General features: G+C 72.0%; 10 protein-coding genes and 4 tRNA genes. 6 read left to right on the forward strand and 8 right to left on the reverse strand.

Annotation, left to right across the window (positions count from 1 at the left end):
- Positions 1-105: 105 nt before the first annotated feature.
- The 7 genes from AAC944_RS18030 to AAC944_RS18060 all read right to left on the reverse strand — a co-directional run bounded on the left by AAC944_RS18030 (position 106) and on the right by AAC944_RS18060 (position 7,741).
- Complete coding sequence (locus AAC944_RS18030) at positions 106-2,154, reverse strand: caspase, EACC1-associated type (protein WP_030623433.1); 2,049 nt, start codon at positions 2,152-2,154, stop codon at positions 106-108.
- A complete protein-coding gene (locus AAC944_RS18035) occupies positions 2,151-2,519 on the reverse strand; it encodes an effector-associated constant component EACC1 (RefSeq protein ID WP_051872372.1) in 369 nt (122 codons plus the stop codon). Before AAC944_RS18035 ends, AAC944_RS18030 begins: the two co-directional genes overlap by 4 nt.
- A 189-nt stretch (positions 2,520-2,708) precedes the next feature.
- The gene (locus tag AAC944_RS18040; protein ID WP_051872373.1) at positions 2,709-3,437 is read right to left on the reverse strand and encodes a hypothetical protein; all 729 of its coding nucleotides are present in this window, start codon (positions 3,435-3,437) and stop codon (positions 2,709-2,711) included.
- 212 nt (positions 3,438-3,649) lie between these two features.
- A tRNA-Lys gene (locus tag AAC944_RS18045) sits at positions 3,650-3,722 on the reverse strand.
- 155 nt (positions 3,723-3,877) lie between these two features.
- On the reverse strand, positions 3,878-6,115 hold the full coding sequence (locus AAC944_RS18050; protein WP_030623441.1) for a DEAD/DEAH box helicase: 2,238 nt from the start codon (positions 6,113-6,115) through the stop codon (positions 3,878-3,880).
- A 373-nt stretch (positions 6,116-6,488) separates the two neighbouring features.
- Positions 6,489-7,163: a hypothetical protein gene (locus tag AAC944_RS18055; protein ID WP_196943336.1), complete on the reverse strand. Its 675-nt coding sequence runs from the start codon at positions 7,161-7,163 to the stop codon at positions 6,489-6,491.
- Positions 7,164-7,390: 227 nt separating this feature from the next.
- Positions 7,391-7,741, reverse strand: coding sequence for a metallopeptidase family protein (locus AAC944_RS18060; protein ID WP_030623447.1), 351 nt, complete (start codon positions 7,739-7,741; stop codon positions 7,391-7,393).
- A 204-nt stretch (positions 7,742-7,945) separates the two neighbouring features.
- On the opposite strand from AAC944_RS18060, the gene AAC944_RS18065 reads away from it, so the two are divergent.
- From AAC944_RS18065 to AAC944_RS18085, 5 genes are all read left to right on the forward strand, one after another.
- A complete protein-coding gene (locus AAC944_RS18065) occupies positions 7,946-9,562 on the forward strand; it encodes a metallophosphoesterase family protein (RefSeq protein WP_030623450.1) in 1,617 nt (538 codons plus the stop codon).
- An 82-nt stretch (positions 9,563-9,644) separates the two neighbouring features.
- Positions 9,645-9,717: transfer RNA gene (locus AAC944_RS18070), tRNA-Glu, on the forward strand.
- 39 nt (positions 9,718-9,756) lie between these two features.
- A tRNA-Asp gene (locus AAC944_RS18075) sits at positions 9,757-9,831 on the forward strand.
- Positions 9,832-9,854: 23 nt separating this feature from the next.
- A tRNA-Phe gene (locus AAC944_RS18080) sits at positions 9,855-9,928 on the forward strand.
- A 395-nt stretch (positions 9,929-10,323) separates the two neighbouring features.
- The gene (locus AAC944_RS18085) at positions 10,324-10,968 is read left to right on the forward strand and encodes a hypothetical protein (RefSeq protein ID WP_030623465.1); all 645 of its coding nucleotides are present in this window, start codon (positions 10,324-10,326) and stop codon (positions 10,966-10,968) included.
- 75 nt (positions 10,969-11,043) lie between these two features.
- Here the strand turns inward: AAC944_RS18085 and AAC944_RS18090 are convergent, their stop codons facing one another.
- Positions 11,044-12,279 carry an ABC transporter permease gene (locus tag AAC944_RS18090; RefSeq protein WP_368397228.1) on the reverse strand — a complete coding sequence of 412 codons (1,236 nt, stop codon included), beginning with the start codon at positions 12,277-12,279 and terminating at the stop codon, positions 11,044-11,046.
- A gap of 190 nt (positions 12,280-12,469) precedes the next feature.
- On the opposite strand from AAC944_RS18090, the gene hrpA reads away from it, so the two are divergent.
- The gene (gene hrpA, locus AAC944_RS18095; protein ID WP_030623470.1) at positions 12,470-16,510 is read left to right on the forward strand and encodes an ATP-dependent RNA helicase HrpA; all 4,041 of its coding nucleotides are present in this window, start codon (positions 12,470-12,472) and stop codon (positions 16,508-16,510) included.
- Positions 16,511-16,608: the final 98 nt, after the last annotated feature.

Below are 16,608 nucleotides of genomic sequence, written 5' to 3' on the forward strand. Positions count from 1 at the left end.
GGTCCCACGGGCGCTCCCTTCGAGCACACCGGCTACCTGCGGCTCCTCAGCTTCTGAGCCGTACCGCGACGGCTTTTCAGCTGCTGAGCCGTACCGCGACGGCTCTCAGTTCCTGAGCCGTACCGCGACGGAGTACAGCCGGGTCGCCTGGGCGCTGCGGGCGTTGTCGTCCGCGATCATGTACAGCACCCGATGGCCCGCGTACCGCCCGGACAGGGCGGGGCCCAGCGCCATGCCCTCGACGTTCTGCAGGACCGGGTTGGGCTGCGGCTCCTCGGTGCGGATGCCGCCCCACGGACAGCGGGAGAGGTCGAAGAGCAGCTGCTTGGGCGCGATGAGGTCGTTGTCGTCCTTGGTCACGGAGGTGTGGCCGGTGACGTCGTCGGCCGAGGTCAGGTCGACCTCGTAGACGCGTATGCCGTTGCCCAGGCCGCTGATGTAGCCGCGCTCCAGGGCGAGCAGGTGCGTCTCGTCCACGGCGACCAGCTCGGACAGGAACAGGCCCTCCTCGGTCTGGTACGCGTACTGGCTCTCGGGGGTGTACGCCTTGCCCGAGGCGCCCTCGTAGCGCTCGATGCGGATCTGGTGGCGGCCGTGCACGTCGTCGTCGCCCAGCAGCGGGCCCTCCATGCCCGCGAAGAGGTGCTTGCCGTCCGGGGTGACCGTGAGCGACTCCAGGCTGCGGGTGTTGTCCGCCGCGCCCTTGGGCGGCGGCTTGAAGGCGTCGGGCACCGGCAGGTCGGCGCCCTTCTGCTTGCCGTCGGCGAGGCTGAAGCGGCGGATCGCGGGACCCAGCTCGGAGCTGGCCAGTATCGTCCGGCCGCCCTTCTCGACGACCAGCCCCTCGCCGTCGAACTCCGGGAACTTGCCGCGGTCGGAGCGGTAGAGCCCCTGCACGCCGGTGACCTCGGGGCGCAGCTTCTGGGGGCTGCCGAGCGCGATGCTGAAGACCTGGGCGGGCTCCCCGTCCCGCAGCGCCAGCACCCGCGGCCCGGCCGCCCCGGAGGCGCCGCCCTTGCCTCCGCCGTGCGGGCCGCCGTCGGTCAGTGCCAGTGCGGAGAGACCGGCCACCTCGTTGCCGAGGTATTCGTTGTACGGCTGCTCGCTGAGCCGGTCGGAGACGTCCAGCAGGGTGGCCCGGCCGTCCTTGCCGCAGCTGCCGGGAATCGACGGGACGGCCGCGGCCGCGGGCCGCCGCTCCGGCCCCCACCGCAGCGTCCCGGCCGTCCCCGCCGCGGCGCCGACGAGGAGCAGGGCGAGCCCGGCGGCGCCGAGGACCAGCGGCCCGGGGCCGCGGCGGGCCGGGACGGCCGTCCGGGCCGCCTCCGCCGCCTGTCTGTTCCGTACGAACGGCAGGTCGCCCACGCCGCCGTTGTCCAGCCGCTGCGGGCGGGGCAGGTGCTTGGCGGCGAGGGTCTGCCGGAGGGTGCCGTGGAGCTGGTTGAGGGTCAGGTACGGCTCGCCGGCGCGGGCCGGGTCGCCGCGCTCCAGGAGGCGGATGAGCTCGCCGGTGAAGGCGGTGTACGCGGCGTCGCCCTTCGCCTCCGCCTTGAGGTTCTCCGTGGTCGAGGTGAGGACGTACGAGCCCTCGATGGCGACCAGGTCCTCGCCGGGGACCGTGGTGCCGTCGGCGGCCATCACGCCGTTCGCCGCGCGGCCGCTGTAGCAGCAGTCCAGCACGACGATCCGGCGGCGTACCGAGCCCTTGGCGTCCTCCATGAGGTCGCGCAGAACCCGGTACCCCAGGGCGGTCTCCCGGCGGCCGCGCCGGGAGGCGGGAGTCGCGAGGTACAGGTCGTTGTCACGGGCGTCGAGCAGGCCGTGGCCCGCGTAGTACACGAGCAGGGTGTCGGTGGCCTCGTCGACGGCGCGCACGATCGGGTCCGTCATCCTGCCCTGCGAGTCGGGGTTGGACACGACGTGGACCCGCTTGTGCGGCACGCCCCACACGTCCGGGTCGGTCAGCAGCTCGCGCAGCTTGACGAGGTTGTGGCGGACGGCCGGGAGGTCTTCCAGGTGCTCGTACGACCCGACGCCGATGAGCACGCAGGCGGACTTCGCCGGGTCGAGCGGCCGGCCTGCCGCGGGCGCCGCGGGACCCGCCTGCTGCCCGGCCCCCGACGCGTCCGGCTCCCCCGAGGTCGGCGTGCTCATGCCGCGTCCTCCTGCTCCAGCCGGGCCAGCGCGCGCCGTACGGCCTCCTCGTCCCGCAGCTCGGCACCCGTGAGCGTGACCTTGACGCCGTCCCGCTCGAAGGTGACCGAAGAGCGCGGGCGGTGCGCCTCCCACCAGGCCGCGAGCGCCACCGCGAGGCTGCCCCAGCCGGCGCCGTGCTCGACCAGCAGCTGTATGACCTCGAACGCGCCGCCCATCTCACCCGGCGCGGGATCCTCGCCCACGTCCCGCACGGCGACGCCGGCGCTCCGCAGCTCCGGCGCGCCGTCCCTCAGCCAGCGGTGGAGCGACCGGAACTCCTGGGTGTTCTGTGTTCCGTGCAGTGTCAGCCGTACGTGCGTCATGCACTCCCCCTCGGCCCCTCGGAAGCGACAAGAGTCTCTCCGGACACTTCTTCAACTCCCGGCAGCCGCCGGAGTGTTCCCGGCGAAGGGAAGGCCATCGACCACCGGGAGCGCACGGCAGAATCGCACGCCGCATTCACCTCTCGTGCGCCCCTTGCGCCCGAGGGGTGAACACGGCGCGGCTTCCGGTCACGCCCCCGGTGCCCGGAGCTCCTGCAACTCCCGCAGCGCGCGTTCGCCGGGCCGGGCCTCCGCGAGTCGTCGGGCGGCGTCGGAAGCCCACCGCACGCCGTACTCCCGAGCCGCAACGATCATCAGGGCCAGTTGCAGTCCCAGGTCGAAGCCGAGCCGCTGCTGCCCCGCCACCCGCCGGACGCCGCCGTCCACCGCGTCCCGCAGCTCCGGCAGGCACAGGGAGACCAGCTCGCGGCGGAGCAGGGAACTGATGCGCCGGCCGAACTGGACACGGTCGGCGACGGCGAGCAGCGCCCTCGCGGCACGGACCCGCTCGTCCTGTGTGCCGCGCTCCTCGACCATGTCGGCGCTGTCCCCCACCGCGTCGGCCAGGAGACCGAAGGTGTCGTCCTGGGTGTGCAGCCGGTCGTACGACGCTCCGCGCCACTCCACCGCTTCGGGGTCCGCCGCCGCATCGGTTACCGCCGCATAGCCGACGGCGTCACCCCACCTGGTCAGCGCCAGGCAGGCCAGGAATCGCCCGTAAGGGCCCACGGTCCGGTCCCGGAACACCTCGACCAGTGCTTCGGTACGGTCCCGGTAACCGCCGTCGAGGCCTTCGCTGATGACGTCGTCCGGGTCAGCGCTGTCCCCGTGGAAGTCGGTGAAAAGAAGTCCCTTCTCCAGCCGGCCCAGGTCCCCGGTGTACCGCGGGACCTGATCCCGCTTCAGCTCGGTCTTCACCGCGGCTTCCCCCTGGCACGCTGCTGAAAAGGCTTCGCGACCGGCATCGGGCCGATTGCGGAACCATCATCGCCGCTCAGGGGCAACCCGGACGACGCCGGCCACAGGGCTGTGACACGACCGTCGCGGCCTGCCCGGCCATGAGAAGGCCCCGGCCGGTGACCGGCCGGGGCGTGAGGGGCGGAGCGGCGTCCGTGGAGGACGCCGGACGGTGGGCCATCAGGGGCTCGAACCCTGAACCAATGGATTAAAAGTCCACTGCTCTGCCAATTGAGCTAATGGCCCGCACCGAGCAGCATAGCCCGCGCTTCAGTCACAGTCGGAAGGCATTGGCGCTCGGCGGGGTCGAAGTGGCCCGATGCGGGCCCGCGACGGCCGGTGGGAGCGCGCCGGTGGGCCCCTCCAAGAGGACGGGCCCACCGGTTCAGCCTGCCTGTTCGTCAGCCGTTGCGCTTCCAGCGCGGCTTGTCGGCGCGCCGGTCGAAGGAACGGCCGCCGGCGTTGCCGCCGCGGTGGTCGTCGCGACGGGTGTGCGGGCGACGGTCGTTGTCCCGGTCGCGGCCGAAGCGGTCGTCGCGGCGGTCACGGTTGTACGGGCGGTCGCCGCCACGGTGGTCACGGCGCTCGAAGGACCGGCCACCGCGGTCGTCGCGGCGGTCACGGCCGAAGCCGCCCCGGTCGTCACGACGCTCGAAGGAACGACCACCACGGTCGTCCCGGCGGTCACGGTTGAAGCCACCGCGGTCGCCCCGGTCACCGCGGTCGTTGCGGTCGAAGGACCGGCCGCCACGGTCGTCGCGGCGGTCACGGCCGAAGCCGCCCCGGTCGTCACGACGCTCGAAGGAACGACCACCACGGTCGTCCCGGCGGTCACGGTTGAAACCGCCCCGGTCGCCCCGGTCACCGCGGTCGTTGCGGTCGTTACGGTCGAAGGACCGGCCACCGCGGTCGTCACGACGGTCACGGTTGAAGCCACCGCGGTCGTCACGACGCTCGAAGGAACGACCACCACGGTCGTCCCGGCGGTCACGGCGCTCGTAGTTGCCCCGCTCGTCGCGGTACGTGGAGCGGCGCTCCGTGTCGTCGGCCTCGGGCGTGCGTGCGGCCTGGGCCGGCAGCGACACGTCGGCCTGCGCGGCGCTCTCCGCCTCGGCGGCCTCAGCCTCGGCCTTGGCCTGCACCGCGGCGGCCGGGTCCTCGCCCCGCTCGCGCGCGGCCTTGGCGGTCAGCCGGTCGGCGTCCTCGCGCAGCTCGGCGGCGCGGCGCTGCAGCCGCTCCAGCTCGCGGGTCAGCTCGGCGACCTCGCGCTCGGCCTGCTTGGCGGAGTTCGCGGCCGACTCGGCCTGCACCTCGGTGAGCGAGCGGGCGCCGGTGATCCGGGCCACGTCCTCGTCGAACTGGCCGGCGCCGCCCACGATGTGGCGCGAGGCGTCCACGCCCGCGTCCTCCATCAGGCGGAAGATCTGCCGGCGCTGGTGCGGCAGGGCCAGCGAGACGACCGTGCCGGACTGGCCCGCGCGGGCCGTACGGCCGGAACGGTGCAGGTAGTCCTTGTGGTCACCGGCCGGGTCCACGTTCAGGACCAGGTCGATGCCGTCGACGTGGATACCGCGCGCGGCGACGTCGGTGGCGACCAGGACGTTGACGTAACCGTCCTTGAAGTCGGCGAGCGTACGCGTACGCGCACCCTGCGTCATGCCGCCGTGCAGCGCGTCGGCGCGCACGCCCGAGTCGCACAGCTGCTCGGCGACGCGGTCGGCGCCCAGCTGCGTACGGACGAAGATGATCGTGCGGCCCTTACGGGCGGCGATGGCGGCCGTGACCGGCGCCTTGTCCTTCGGCTTCACGACCAGCACGTGGTGGGACATGGTCGTGACCGCGCCCTGGGCCGCGTCGACCTCGTGGCTGACCGGGTTGTCCAGGTAGCGCTTGACCAGCGTGCCGATCTCGTTCTCCATCGTCGCGGAGAAGAGCATCCGCTGGCCGCCGGTCGGCACCAGGTCCAGCAGCTCGGTGACCTCGGGCAGGAAGCCCAGGTCGGCCATCTGGTCGGCCTCGTCCAGGACCGCGACCTCGACCTTGTCCAGGGAGCAGGCGCCGCGGTTGATGATGTCGCGCAGCCGGCCCGGGGTGGCGACGAGGATGTCGACGCCGCGCTCCAGGGCGTAGATCTGGTTGCCCATGGACGTACCGCCGCAGACGACCTTCAGCTTGAGGCCGAGGACGTCACCGTACGGCTGGAGCGCGTCGCTCACCTGCATGGCGAGCTCGCGGGTCGGGGTGAGGATCACACCGCGGGGGCGCTTCTTCTCGGTGTGGCCGCCGGCCAGCCGGGTCAGCAGCGGCAGGCCGAAGGAGAGCGTCTTGCCGGAGCCGGTGCGGCCGCGGCCGAGGATGTCGCGCCCGGCGATGGCGTCCGGGATGGTCGCCGCCTGGATGGGGAACGGGGTGGTGACGCCGTTCTGCGCCAGCTTGCGGACGATCTTCTCGTCCAGGCCGAGGTCGGCGAACGTGACCTGCGGCTCCTCGGGGGCCTGCGGCTCCTCGGGGGCCTGCGGCTCCTCGGCGACGGCCTCGGGGGCCGTGGCCTGCTCGTCGTGGCCGACGGCCTGCTCGGCGTCGAAGGGGACCTGCTCGTCGTGCGCGGGCAGGGCGGACTGGTCAGTGGAAACGGACATGCGAAATGCGAAACCTTCCGGAGTCTCGGCACGCGCCCAAACTCCGTGTTGTTTCACAAAAGACCGCCTCTATGCGGTCAGCCACGGTAAGGAGAGAACGCGCCACGCGGCGCGCTTCGTCCTCTTCGGTGAAGGGGATCCGGTGGGCGCCGGGCAAATGGGATCAAACGATCTACCACCATACGCACCCGGACCCCCTGAAGGCAAATGCGGTGTCGGCAGGACCCTCCCGACACCGCTGGTCGTCCGGTTCTCGCCGTTCGAAGGCTGATCATCGCCCCTGCCGAAGCCGGGTGGCGGCCTGCCGGAGGGCGGGGTCGCGGCCTCTCGGAGGGCCAGGCGGCGCGCCCTTCCGGAGGCGGTCGGCGGCGGCCTACTGGGCACCGCCGGTGCCGGGCTCCGCGGAGGCCGGGGTGCCCGACTGCGAGCCGGTCTGCTCGGGGCTGCTCGGCGGCGGGTCCTGGCTCGGGGTGGGCGTCGGGTCCGGTGCCGGGGTCGTACGGGGCGGGGTGGGGGTGGGCTTCGGGTAGCCGGTGGGCCGCGGCGGCGCCGGGCGCGGCGGGACGTCCTCCGTGGGGCTCTCCGACCCCGGGCGGCCGTCTCCCGGGGTCCCGCTGCCCGCCGGGGCGCCGGGCGTGCGCTCCTCGCCCGCCGACGGCTTCGTGCCGCCCGAAGGCGTGGCACGGTCCCCGTCCTCCATGGGGCCCGCGGAGCGGCCCATCCGGCGCGGCCCGTCACCGGACACTTCGGCCGCCCCGCCGTCCGGCTGCGCGTCGCTGCCGTGATGCCCGGCGGACGAGCCCGACGTCTTGGGCTTCGGCGCGTCGTCGCTGACGCTCATACAGCCGGTCAGCGACACGGCGAAGGCCGAGGCAGCGGCGGCCACGGCGGCCGTACGGGCCAGGGAGCGGGCCGTACGCGACGCCGTACGGGGCGAGATCGAGCCGTCGGGGGAAGCGGGCGACGAGGCGGAGGAGACGGAGGGCGGGGGCGGAGCGGACGGCACAGCGGACCGGGGCGGGCGGCTGACGGGGAGCGGACGAGGCACGGGCGGGACCTCCGGATCCGGAGCGGACACGCGGGACAGGTGCCCTGCCCAACTCCCGCCGCCCACCGGAGGACACGCCCGGGCCGCGGCACGGATACCGGGCACGCGGCGCATGCGCCGTACCGGGGCGCGGTGCGTCAGCCCCCACTCAGGCGCGGCGGAACGCCCGTACCGGGGCACGGACCAGCGCGCCCCTACGGAAGCGGACCCGCGCCCCGAGGCTGTGCTCACCCGTACCCGAGGGCGTGCAACCGCTCGTCGTCGATGCCGAAGTGGTGGGCGATCTCGTGCACCACCGTGACCTCGGTCTCGGCGACCACGTCCTCCCTGGTGTCGCACATCCGCAGCGTCGGGCCCCGGTAGATCGTGATCCGGTCCGGCAGCACGCCCGCGTACCACTCACCGCGCTCGGTCAGCGGCGTCCCCTCGTAGAGCCCGAGCAGCTCGGGGTCGTCCGCCGGGGGCTCGTCCTCGACGAACACGGCCACGTTGTCCATCAGGCGGGTCAGCTCCGGCGGGATCCGGTCCAGCGCCTCGCCGACCAGTTCCTCGAACTCCTCGCGCGTCATCTCCAGCACGCGCCCATTGTGGGTCACGGAGCCGCTCAGGGCCCCGCCCTCACGCCGGACGCGTCCACCACGTTCCCGCGCGCACCCCCGGGCCCCGCCCCCGCACGCACTCCGGCACACCACCACCGCGTACGTCCGGCAATTCCGCGTCCTCACCCCACGTATGCCGCAACCCCCGGCATAACGGGCCCCGCGTACGGGCATACGGCCACAATGGCCCGCACCGCGCCGTCCGGGGGGCCGTCCCCCGGCTCCTCCGTGCTCCGGCTGCTCCGTGCCGCGTACGACCGCGTACGGAGCGCCCCCGCCGCCGCCCTGCGGCACTACCGCGCCCACCACCAGGCGCCCACCTTCACGCTGACGCACACACCGCACCCGTATGCCCGCACCCTCGGACTGATCGCCGTGACGCTGCTCGGCGCCTGGCTCGGCCTGCTGATCGTCGGCAGCGTCCGCACGCCCGTGGGCCCTGTGGACACGACCATGGCGCTGCGCCCGTCCCTCAGCGGCGGCACGAAGATCAACGTGTCCCCGCTGGGCGCGCTGGACCTCGAGAGCCATCACGCCCCGATACGGCTGGACGTCGACGTGGACCAGCTGGACCCGGCGCGCGCCCAGGCCCTGGTCGACCACCCGGAACGGTTCTCCGGGCTGCAGGCCGAGGTCACCCGGGACGTCGAGCGCGGCACCGCCGACCTCGCCCTCCGCTCCTCCGTCGCGGTGGTCTCCGGCGCGACCGCGCTGGGCCTCGCGGTCTACCGCCGGCCGCGCCGCGCGCTGGCCGCCGGCGGCCTCGCCCTCGTGCTGCTCGCGGCCTCCGGAGGTATGGCGTACGCCACCTGGAACCCCAAGTCCGTACTGGAACCCCGCTTCTCCGGGCTGCTGTCCTCCGCGCCCTCCGTGGTCGGCAACGCCCGCTCCATCGTCAGCGAGTTCGACGTCTACCAGAAGGAGCTGGCCCGCCTGGTCACCAACGTCACCAAGCTCTACGACGTGACCTCCACGCTGCCCGCGTACCAGCCGGACCCGACCACCGTCCGCGTCCTGCACGTCTCGGACATCCATCTGAACCCGGCCGCCTGGCAGATCATCAAGTCCCTGGTGAAGCAGTACGACATCGACGTGATCATCGACACCGGCGACACGATGGACCACGGCACGGCCGCCGAGAACCACTTCCTGGACCCGATCGGCACGCTCGGCGCCCCGTACGTCTGGGTGCGCGGCAACCACGACTCGATGACGACGCAGAAGTACCTGCAGCAGAGCAAGAAGCTGAAGAACGTGCACGTCGTGGACGAGGGCACCTCCGTACGCGCCGGAGGGCTGCGGATCGCGGGCATCGGCGACCCGCAGTTCACCCCGGACCGCTCGGTGGCCGCGTCCGGGGACAAGGCGGAACGTGCCTCCGGGCGCCGTCTGGCCGAGGCCCTGCGCACGCTCTCCCGTGCCCGTACGCCCGCCGACATCGCGCTGGCGCACAATCCGGTCGCCGCGTCCGAGACCGACGGCCAGGTCCCGTTGGTGCTCGCCGGCCACGTCCACCACCGCGACACGCGCGTGCTCCCGAAGGGCACCCGGCTGATGATCGAGGGCTCCACGGGTGGCGGCGGACTGCGCGCGGTCGAGGGCGCGACACCCGAACAGGTGCAGACCTCGGTGCTCTACCTGGACCGCGAGACGCGCCGCCTCCAGGCCTGGGACGAGATCACACTCGGCGGGCTCGGCCTGTCGAAAGCCGAGGTCAGCCGCCATCTCCCGGCCGACAACCGGCCCGGCGCCACCCCGTCGGGCACGCCGTCACGGACCTCACCGAGCCCCTCTTCGTAAACCGTTTTGGCGAACCGTCCCCCCATCCCATATGCTTCTCACGTCCCCGACGGCGCCGACAAGGCGCTCAGGTGGGCCATCAGCCCTCATCGTCTAGTGGCCCAGGACGCCGCCCTTTCAAGGCGGTAGCACGGGTTCGAATCCCGTTGGGGGCACGCAACACCCTGTGCGAGACTAGTGCTCGCACAAAGCTTGGTCCTGTGGAGCAGTTTGGAGTGCTCGCCACCCTGTCAAGGTGGAGGCCGCGGGTTCAAATCCCGTCAGGACCGCTGCGATTCCTCGCGAGTCGCGTGGCTGGGTAGCTCAGTTGGTACGAGCGTCCGCCTGAAAAGCGGAAGGTCGCCGGTTCGACCCCGGCCCCAGCCACAACCGCTGAACAGCGAAAAAACCCCGACGGGATCTCCCGCCGGGGTTTTTTGTCTGCTCAGTACGCCAGTCCGTACGCCCACAGCGGCACACGACTCGTCGGCCTGGGCGCTACGTATCGCGTGCAGCAGCGGCCGTCATCCGGTCCGCCGCGCTCCTTCTGCGATCCGCCACCGCCACCGCCACGGGCCGGAACCGGGACGCCGCGTGGCTGCGCTCAACCAGGCCATCTCCGGTTCCCCGGCCGGTGACGGTGCTGCCCGTACGCCGCTGACCTGGCGTTAGCCGTCCGTTAGTGGGACGCCAGCCCGGTCTTCGAGGCTGGTTGTCGTCCGGGAGCGAGACGACAACGACGACAGCACAGCGCAACGTGCAACGTGCAACGGGAGAAGACGATGAACACCGCCACCGCCACCCACCGCCTCCGCGGCCGCTCCGGCCGCCGTATCGCCGCCGCCCTCGTCGCCGCCGCGGCGCTGAGCCTGGGGGTCACGGCCTGCGGAGGGCAGGACTCCCAGGCGGCGGGCTCCGCCGGCTCCCCGGGCTCGTCGGCCACCGCCGACTCGGCCTCGGGCCGGGACACCGGCGGCTCCTCCTCGACGGGCACCTCCTCTGGCGGCTCCTCCTCGGGCGGCTCCGCCGCGCAGGGCCAGGACGGCGGCGGCACGTCCGCGCCGGCGCCCACCACCGACAGCGGGTCCGCCCCTGAGGGAGGCGGCGTCGCCAACGCCGGCAACCACCGCACGGTCGTCGGCAAGCTGGAGTACCTCGCGCCCGGCAAGCTGATCGTCAAGCCCGAGGACGGCGGCACGGACCAGGCGTTCTTCGTCGCCAACGCCACGAAGGTGCTCGGCGCGGCCGCGATCTGCTCCGACGACCCCGACGACGGCGTGGCGCTCGGCGACGACGGCTACGGCACCGCGGAGTGCACCGTGGAGCAGCTGGAGAAGGCCGCGAAGACCGGCAGCGTGACCGTCCGCGTCACCATGAGCACCAAGTCCGGCGCCGCCGAGACGGTCGAGGAGAAGTACCACCCGTAAGCCTCGGCGCCCCGCACCCGCACCGCGCGCCCGGTGGGCTGTCGGCCCCGCCGGGCGCGCGGGGCGTCGGCTCGCTCAGTTCGCCGCGTGGGCAGGGGCCGTGGAGCGCCCGCCCGGGTGGCGGTGGCGCCAGACCCAGAAGACCGTGCAGGACAGCAGGGACCAGCCGGCCAGCACCAGGTACGGGAAGACGTGCTGGTGGCCGGGGAAATAGACGGCCGTGTGCTGGGCGTTCACCGAGGCGCCCGGCGGCAGCCACTGGCCGATGTGGCCGAGGACGGACGGCAGCAGCGGCCAGGAGACCGCGCCGCCGGACGAGGGGTTGCCCAGCAGCACCATCAGGCCCCAGGTCGGCACCATCGCCCAGCGGCCGATCAGGGTGTTGAACATCGTGAAGACCATGCCGGACGTGAACATGGTGAACGCCAGGATCAGCCAGGACTGCACGAAGGGCAGGGTCAGCGCGCCGAGCAGCCAGTCGACGACCGCGGCGACGGAGAAGCCGCCGAGCAGGGCGTACGCGAGGGTGAACGCGATCCGCTCGGCCGGGTTGAGCCCGCGCGCGTGCACGCTCAGCTGGATCGCGCCGACGAAGCCGATGATCACCGCGGCGAGCGAGACGTAGAAGAGCGCCAGGCCGCGCGGGTCGCCGGGCTGCACCGGCTTGATGTCCTTGATCGTGACCGGGACGCCGGCCTTCTTGCCGACCTGCGGCGCGGCCTGCTGGAGCAGCTGGCTCACCGAGGAGCCCGAGGCGCTGGCGAGATCCATTCGTACGCCCGAGCCGTCCACGCTGATGACCGTGAACGCCTTCTGCTCGTCGATCGCCTCGCGGGCCTGCGCGTACGTCCGGTAGTCGTGCAGCTCCAGCGACGCGTTCAGGGCCTTCTCCATGCCCTGGACGAACGCCTTGCCGCGGGCGTCGTCCGGGGCGCCGACGAGCGCCGTGGGGATGCGGTGCGGGGTCGGGTTGGCCATGGAGTAGGTGTACGAGCCGGCGAAGAGACCGGCGGCGACCGCGAGGATGAAGATCAGGACGGTCGCGGGCAGGAACGGCGACTTCTTGAAGGCCGCCCACTTCTCGGCCGCGGTCCGGGACCGGGCGTGCGCGCCGTGCGCGACGGGCGCCGGGCGGTCGGCCGGTGCCTCCTGGCCGGAGATCCCTCCACCGGAGGCGGCCCTTCCACCGGCTGCGGGCGCTGCACGGTCGGCGGACGCTTCACGAGCGGCGGGTGCGTCACGGTCGGCGGGTGCGTCACGGTCAGCGGGTGCGTCACGGTCAGCGGGTGCGGCGTCATGATCATCGGACATGAGAACACGCTAAAACACCCATCGCGGACATTCTCCCCGGCCCGCGCCGACGGCACCGCGAGCGCCCATGTCCGGCCCGCGCCGACGCCGTCCGGAACGCCCATATCCGGCCGGGCCCGGCCCTCCCGGGGGCCGCCCGGCCGCAATTCGTTCGCCAGTCGTTTCGGCGAGGTGAGATCCTGGATCGCGTATGTCCAGTCAGCCTGCCTCCGCCGCGCCCAGGGGCGCCACGCCCGAGGGTGCTCCCGTCCTGCCCGCTCTCCTGGCGCAGCTGCCCGAGCTGATGCTGCGTGACCAGCAGCGACTCGGCCGCCGTCTCGACGGCGCGCGCCGGATCCGCAAGCCCGAGGCGCGGGCCGCCGTGCTGGGCGAGATCGCCCAGGGCATCGACGAAGCCCAGCTCCGCGTCGAGCAGCGCCGGGCCGCCGTTCCGGAGATCACGTACCCGGAGCAGCTGCCGGTCAGCCAGAAGAAGGACGACATCCTGGAGGCGATACGCGACCACCAGGTCGTGATCGTCGCGGGTGAGACCGGCTCGGGCAAGACGACGCAGATCCCCAAGATCTGCCTGGAGCTGGGCCGCGGGGTGAAGGGCCTGATCGGCCACACCCAGCCGCGCCGGATCGCCGCCCGTACGGTCGCGGAGCGGGTCGCCGAGGAGCTGAAGAGCCCGCTGGGCGAGGCGGTCGGCTGGAAGGTCCGCTTCACCGACCAGGTCGGCGGCGACACGCTGGTCAAGCTGATGACGGACGGCATCCTGCTCGCCGAGATCCAGACGGACCGCGAGCTGCGCCAGTACGACACGATCATCATCGACGAGGCGCACGAGCGCAGCCTGAACATCGACTTCCTGCTCGGCTACCTGGCGCAGCTGCTGCCGAAGCGGCCGGACCTGAAGGTCGTCATCACCTCGGCGACGATCGACCCGGAACGGTTCTCCCGGCATTTCGGGGACGCGCCGATCATCGAGGTGAGCGGGCGTACGTATCCGGTGGAGGTGCGGTACCGCCCGCTGCTGGAGGAAGGCTCCGACGACGCCGACCGCGACCAGGTCAGCGCGATCTGCGAGGCCGTGGACGAGCTGCAGGCCGAGGGGCCCGGCGACATCCTGGTCTTCCTCTCCGGCGAACGGGAGATCCGGGACACCGCGGACGCGCTCACCAAACGCCTGAACCGGGGCGGCGCACTGGCGCGCGAGACCGAGGTGCTGCCGTTGTACGCGCGCCTGTCGCACGCCGAGCAGCACCGCGTCTTCCAGCGCCATTCGGGCCGGCGGATCGTCCTGGCGACGAACGTCGCGGAGACCTCGCTGACGGTCCCCGGCATCCGGTACGTCATCGACACCGGCATGGCCCGCATCTCGCGCTACAGCTACCGCACGAAGGTGCAGCGGCTGCCGATCGAGCCGATCTCGCAGGCCAGCGCCAACCAGCGGAAGGGCCGCTGCGGCCGGCTCAGCGACGGCATCTGCATCCGGCTGTATTCGGAGGAGGACTTCGAATCCCGGCCGGAGTTCACGGACGCGGAGATCCTGCGGACGAACCTCGCGTCCGTCATCCTGCAGATGACCGCGGCCGGCCTCGGCGACATCGAGAAGTTTCCTTTCATCGACCCGCCGGACCGCCGCAACATCAAGGACGGCGTGCAGCTCCTCGAAGAGCTCGGCGCGATCGACCCGAAGCAGAAGGACCCGAAGAAGCGGCTCACCCAGACCGGCCGGAAGCTCTCCCAGCTGCCGGTGGACCCGCGGCTCGCGCGGATGGTCCTGGAGGCCGACCGCAACGGCTGCGTACGCGAAGTCATGGTCATCGCCGCGGGGCTGTCCATCCAGGACCCGCGCGAGCGGCCCGCCGACAAGCAGCAGCAGGCCGACCAGCAGCACGCCCGCTTCAAGGACGAGACCAGCGACTTCCTGGCGTATCTGAACCTCTGGCGGTACGTCAGGGAACAGCAGAAGGCGCTGTCCTCGTCGGCGTTCCGCCGGATGTGCCGCAACGAGTTCCTGAACTACCTGCGGATACGCGAGTGGCAGGACATCTACACGCAGCTGCGTACGGTCGCCAAGACGATGGGCGTCCACCTCTCCGAGCAGGACGCGGCCCCGGAGCAGATCCACACGTCCCTGCTCGCCGGTTTGCTCTCGCATATCGGACTGAAGGACACGGACGCCAAGAACGAATATCTGGGCGCCCGCAGCGCCAAGTTCGCGGTCTTCCCCGGCTCGGCGCTCTTCAAGAAGCCGCCGCGCTGGATCATGTCGGCGGAGCTGGTCGAAACGTCCCGCCTGTGGGCGCGGGTGAACGCGAAGATCGAGCCCGAATGGGTCGAGCCGCTCGCCCAGCATCTGGTGAAGCGGACGTACAGCGAGCCGCACTGGGAACAGAAGATGGCCGCGGTGATGGCGTACGAGCGGGTCACGCTCTACGGCGTACCGATCGTCGCCCAGCGCAAGGTCAACTATGGCCGGATCGATCCGGAGACCTCGCGCGACCTCTTCATCCGGAACGCCCTGGTCGAGGGCGACTGGCGGACCCACCACCAGTTCTTCCACGACAACCGGAAGCTGCTGGGCGAGGTCGAGGAGCTGGAGCACCGGGCGCGGCGCCGCGACATCCTCGTGGACGACGAGACACTCTTCGACTTCTACGACCAGCGCATCCCCGAACATGTCGTGTCCGGTGCGCACTTCGACTCCTGGTGGAAGAAGAAGCGCAAGGAGGAGCCCGAACTCCTCAACTTCGAGCACTCGATGCTCATCAACGAGACCGCCGAGGCCGTCACCAAGGACGACTACCCGGACTCCTGGCGGCAGGGGAAGCTGAAGTTCAAGGTCACGTACCAGTTCGAGCCGGGCGCCGACGCGGACGGCGTGACCGTCCACATCCCGCTCCAGGTGCTGAACCAGGTCTCTGCCGAGGGCTTCGACTGGCAGATCCCCGGCCTGCGCGAACAGCTGGTCACCGAGCTGATCCGGTCGCTGCCCAAGCCGATCCGGCGGAACTACGTCCCGGCCCCGAACTTCGCGGCCCGCTTCCTGGACGAGACGGTTCCCCTCCAGGGCCCGCTGACGGCGTCGCTGGCGGCGGGCCTGCAGCGGATGGTCGGCGTGCCGGTCGACGCGGCTGATTTTGATCTGTCCAAGGTGCCGGACCACCTCAAGATCACGTTCCGGGTGGTCGACGAGCGGCGGCGCAAGCTCGCCGAGGCCAAGGACCTCGAAGCGCTGCAGCTGAAGCTCAAACCCAAGACCCGGGCGGCGATCTCCAAGGCGTTCGAGCAGGCGGCCCAGAAGCAGGCGTCCCAGAAGCAGGGCGGGCAGCCCGGCAAGGAGGGCGCGGCCGCCGGCCCGGCGGGGCCGGAGCAGCGCACGGGCCTGACCTCCTGGACCATCGGCACGCTCCCCCACACCTTCGAGACGCGGCGCGCGGGCCAGCCGCTCAAGGCGTACCCGGCGCTGGTGGACGAGGGCTCCTCGGTGGCCGTACGGCTCTTCGACACCGAGGCCGAGCAGCGGAGCGCGATGTGGGCCGGCACCCGCCGCCTCATCCTGCTCAACATCCCGTCGAACCCGGCCAAGTTCGCGCAGAGCAAGCTCACCAACCAGCAGAAGCTGGCGCTCTCCAGCAATCCGCATGGCTCGATCCAGTCGCTCTTCGACGACTGCGTGACCGCCGCGGCCGACCGGCTGATCGCCGCGCACGGCGGCCCGGCCTGGGACGAGGAGGGGTTCAAGAAGCTCTTCGACGCGGTCCGGGCCGACCTGGTGGACGCCACGATGAAGACCGTGCAGCAGGTGCGCGAGGTGCTGGCGGCCTGGCAGGCGTGCGAGCGGTGGCTGAAAGACACCACCTCGCCGGTGCTGCTGTCCTCGGTCACGGACGTCAGGGAGCAGCTGGCGGCGCTCATCAAGCCGGGCTTCGTCACCGAGCACGGCGCCAAGCGGCTGCCGGACCTCATGCGGTACCTGGTCGCGGCCGACCGCCGGCTGCAGCAGATGCCCGCCAACGCCGAGCGGGACCGCTCCCGGATGGCGAAGGTGAAGGAGATGCAGGACGAATTCGCCTGGCTGCTGGAGCAGTTCCCGGCGGGGCGTCCCGTGCCGCAGCAGGCCCTGGAGATCCGCTGGATGATCGAGGAGCTGCGGGTGAGCTACTTCGCGCACGCGCTGGGCACGGCGTATCCGGTCTCCGACAAGCGGATCATGAAGGCGGTGGACGCGGCCGCGCCGTAAGCGTCCGGGGCCCGGCGCGGTGTGCGCTGGGTCACGAACGGGCGCCGACCAGGCCCTTCTCCGGCAGCGAGTTCGACCCACCCTCTGAACTGCTGTAG

It is taken from the genome of Streptomyces sclerotialus (assembly GCF_040907265.1).
GTDB classification, from domain to species: Bacteria; Actinomycetota; Actinomycetes; order Streptomycetales; family Streptomycetaceae; genus Streptomyces; species Streptomyces sclerotialus.

What these genes read in the sequence shown, in the direction of transcription:
- AAC944_RS18030 (WP_030623433.1), bottom strand. Translation starts at nt 2,154, where the DNA reads ATGAGCACGCCGACCTCGGGGGAGCCGGACGCGTCGGGGGCCGGGCAG.
- AAC944_RS18035 (WP_051872372.1), bottom strand. Translation starts at nt 2,519, where the DNA reads ATGACGCACGTACGGCTGACACTGCACGGAACACAGAACACCCAGGAG.
- AAC944_RS18050 (WP_030623441.1), bottom strand. Translation starts at nt 6,115, where the DNA reads ATGTCCGTTTCCACTGACCAGTCCGCCCTGCCCGCGCACGACGAGCAG.
- AAC944_RS18065 (WP_030623450.1), top strand. Translation starts at nt 7,946, where the DNA reads ATGGCCCGCACCGCGCCGTCCGGGGGGCCGTCCCCCGGCTCCTCCGTG.
- AAC944_RS18085 (WP_030623465.1), top strand. Translation starts at nt 10,324, where the DNA reads ATGAACACCGCCACCGCCACCCACCGCCTCCGCGGCCGCTCCGGCCGC.
- AAC944_RS18090 (WP_368397228.1), bottom strand. Translation starts at nt 12,279, where the DNA reads ATGTCCGATGATCATGACGCCGCACCCGCTGACCGTGACGCACCCGCT.
- hrpA (WP_030623470.1), top strand. Translation starts at nt 12,470, where the DNA reads ATGTCCAGTCAGCCTGCCTCCGCCGCGCCCAGGGGCGCCACGCCCGAG.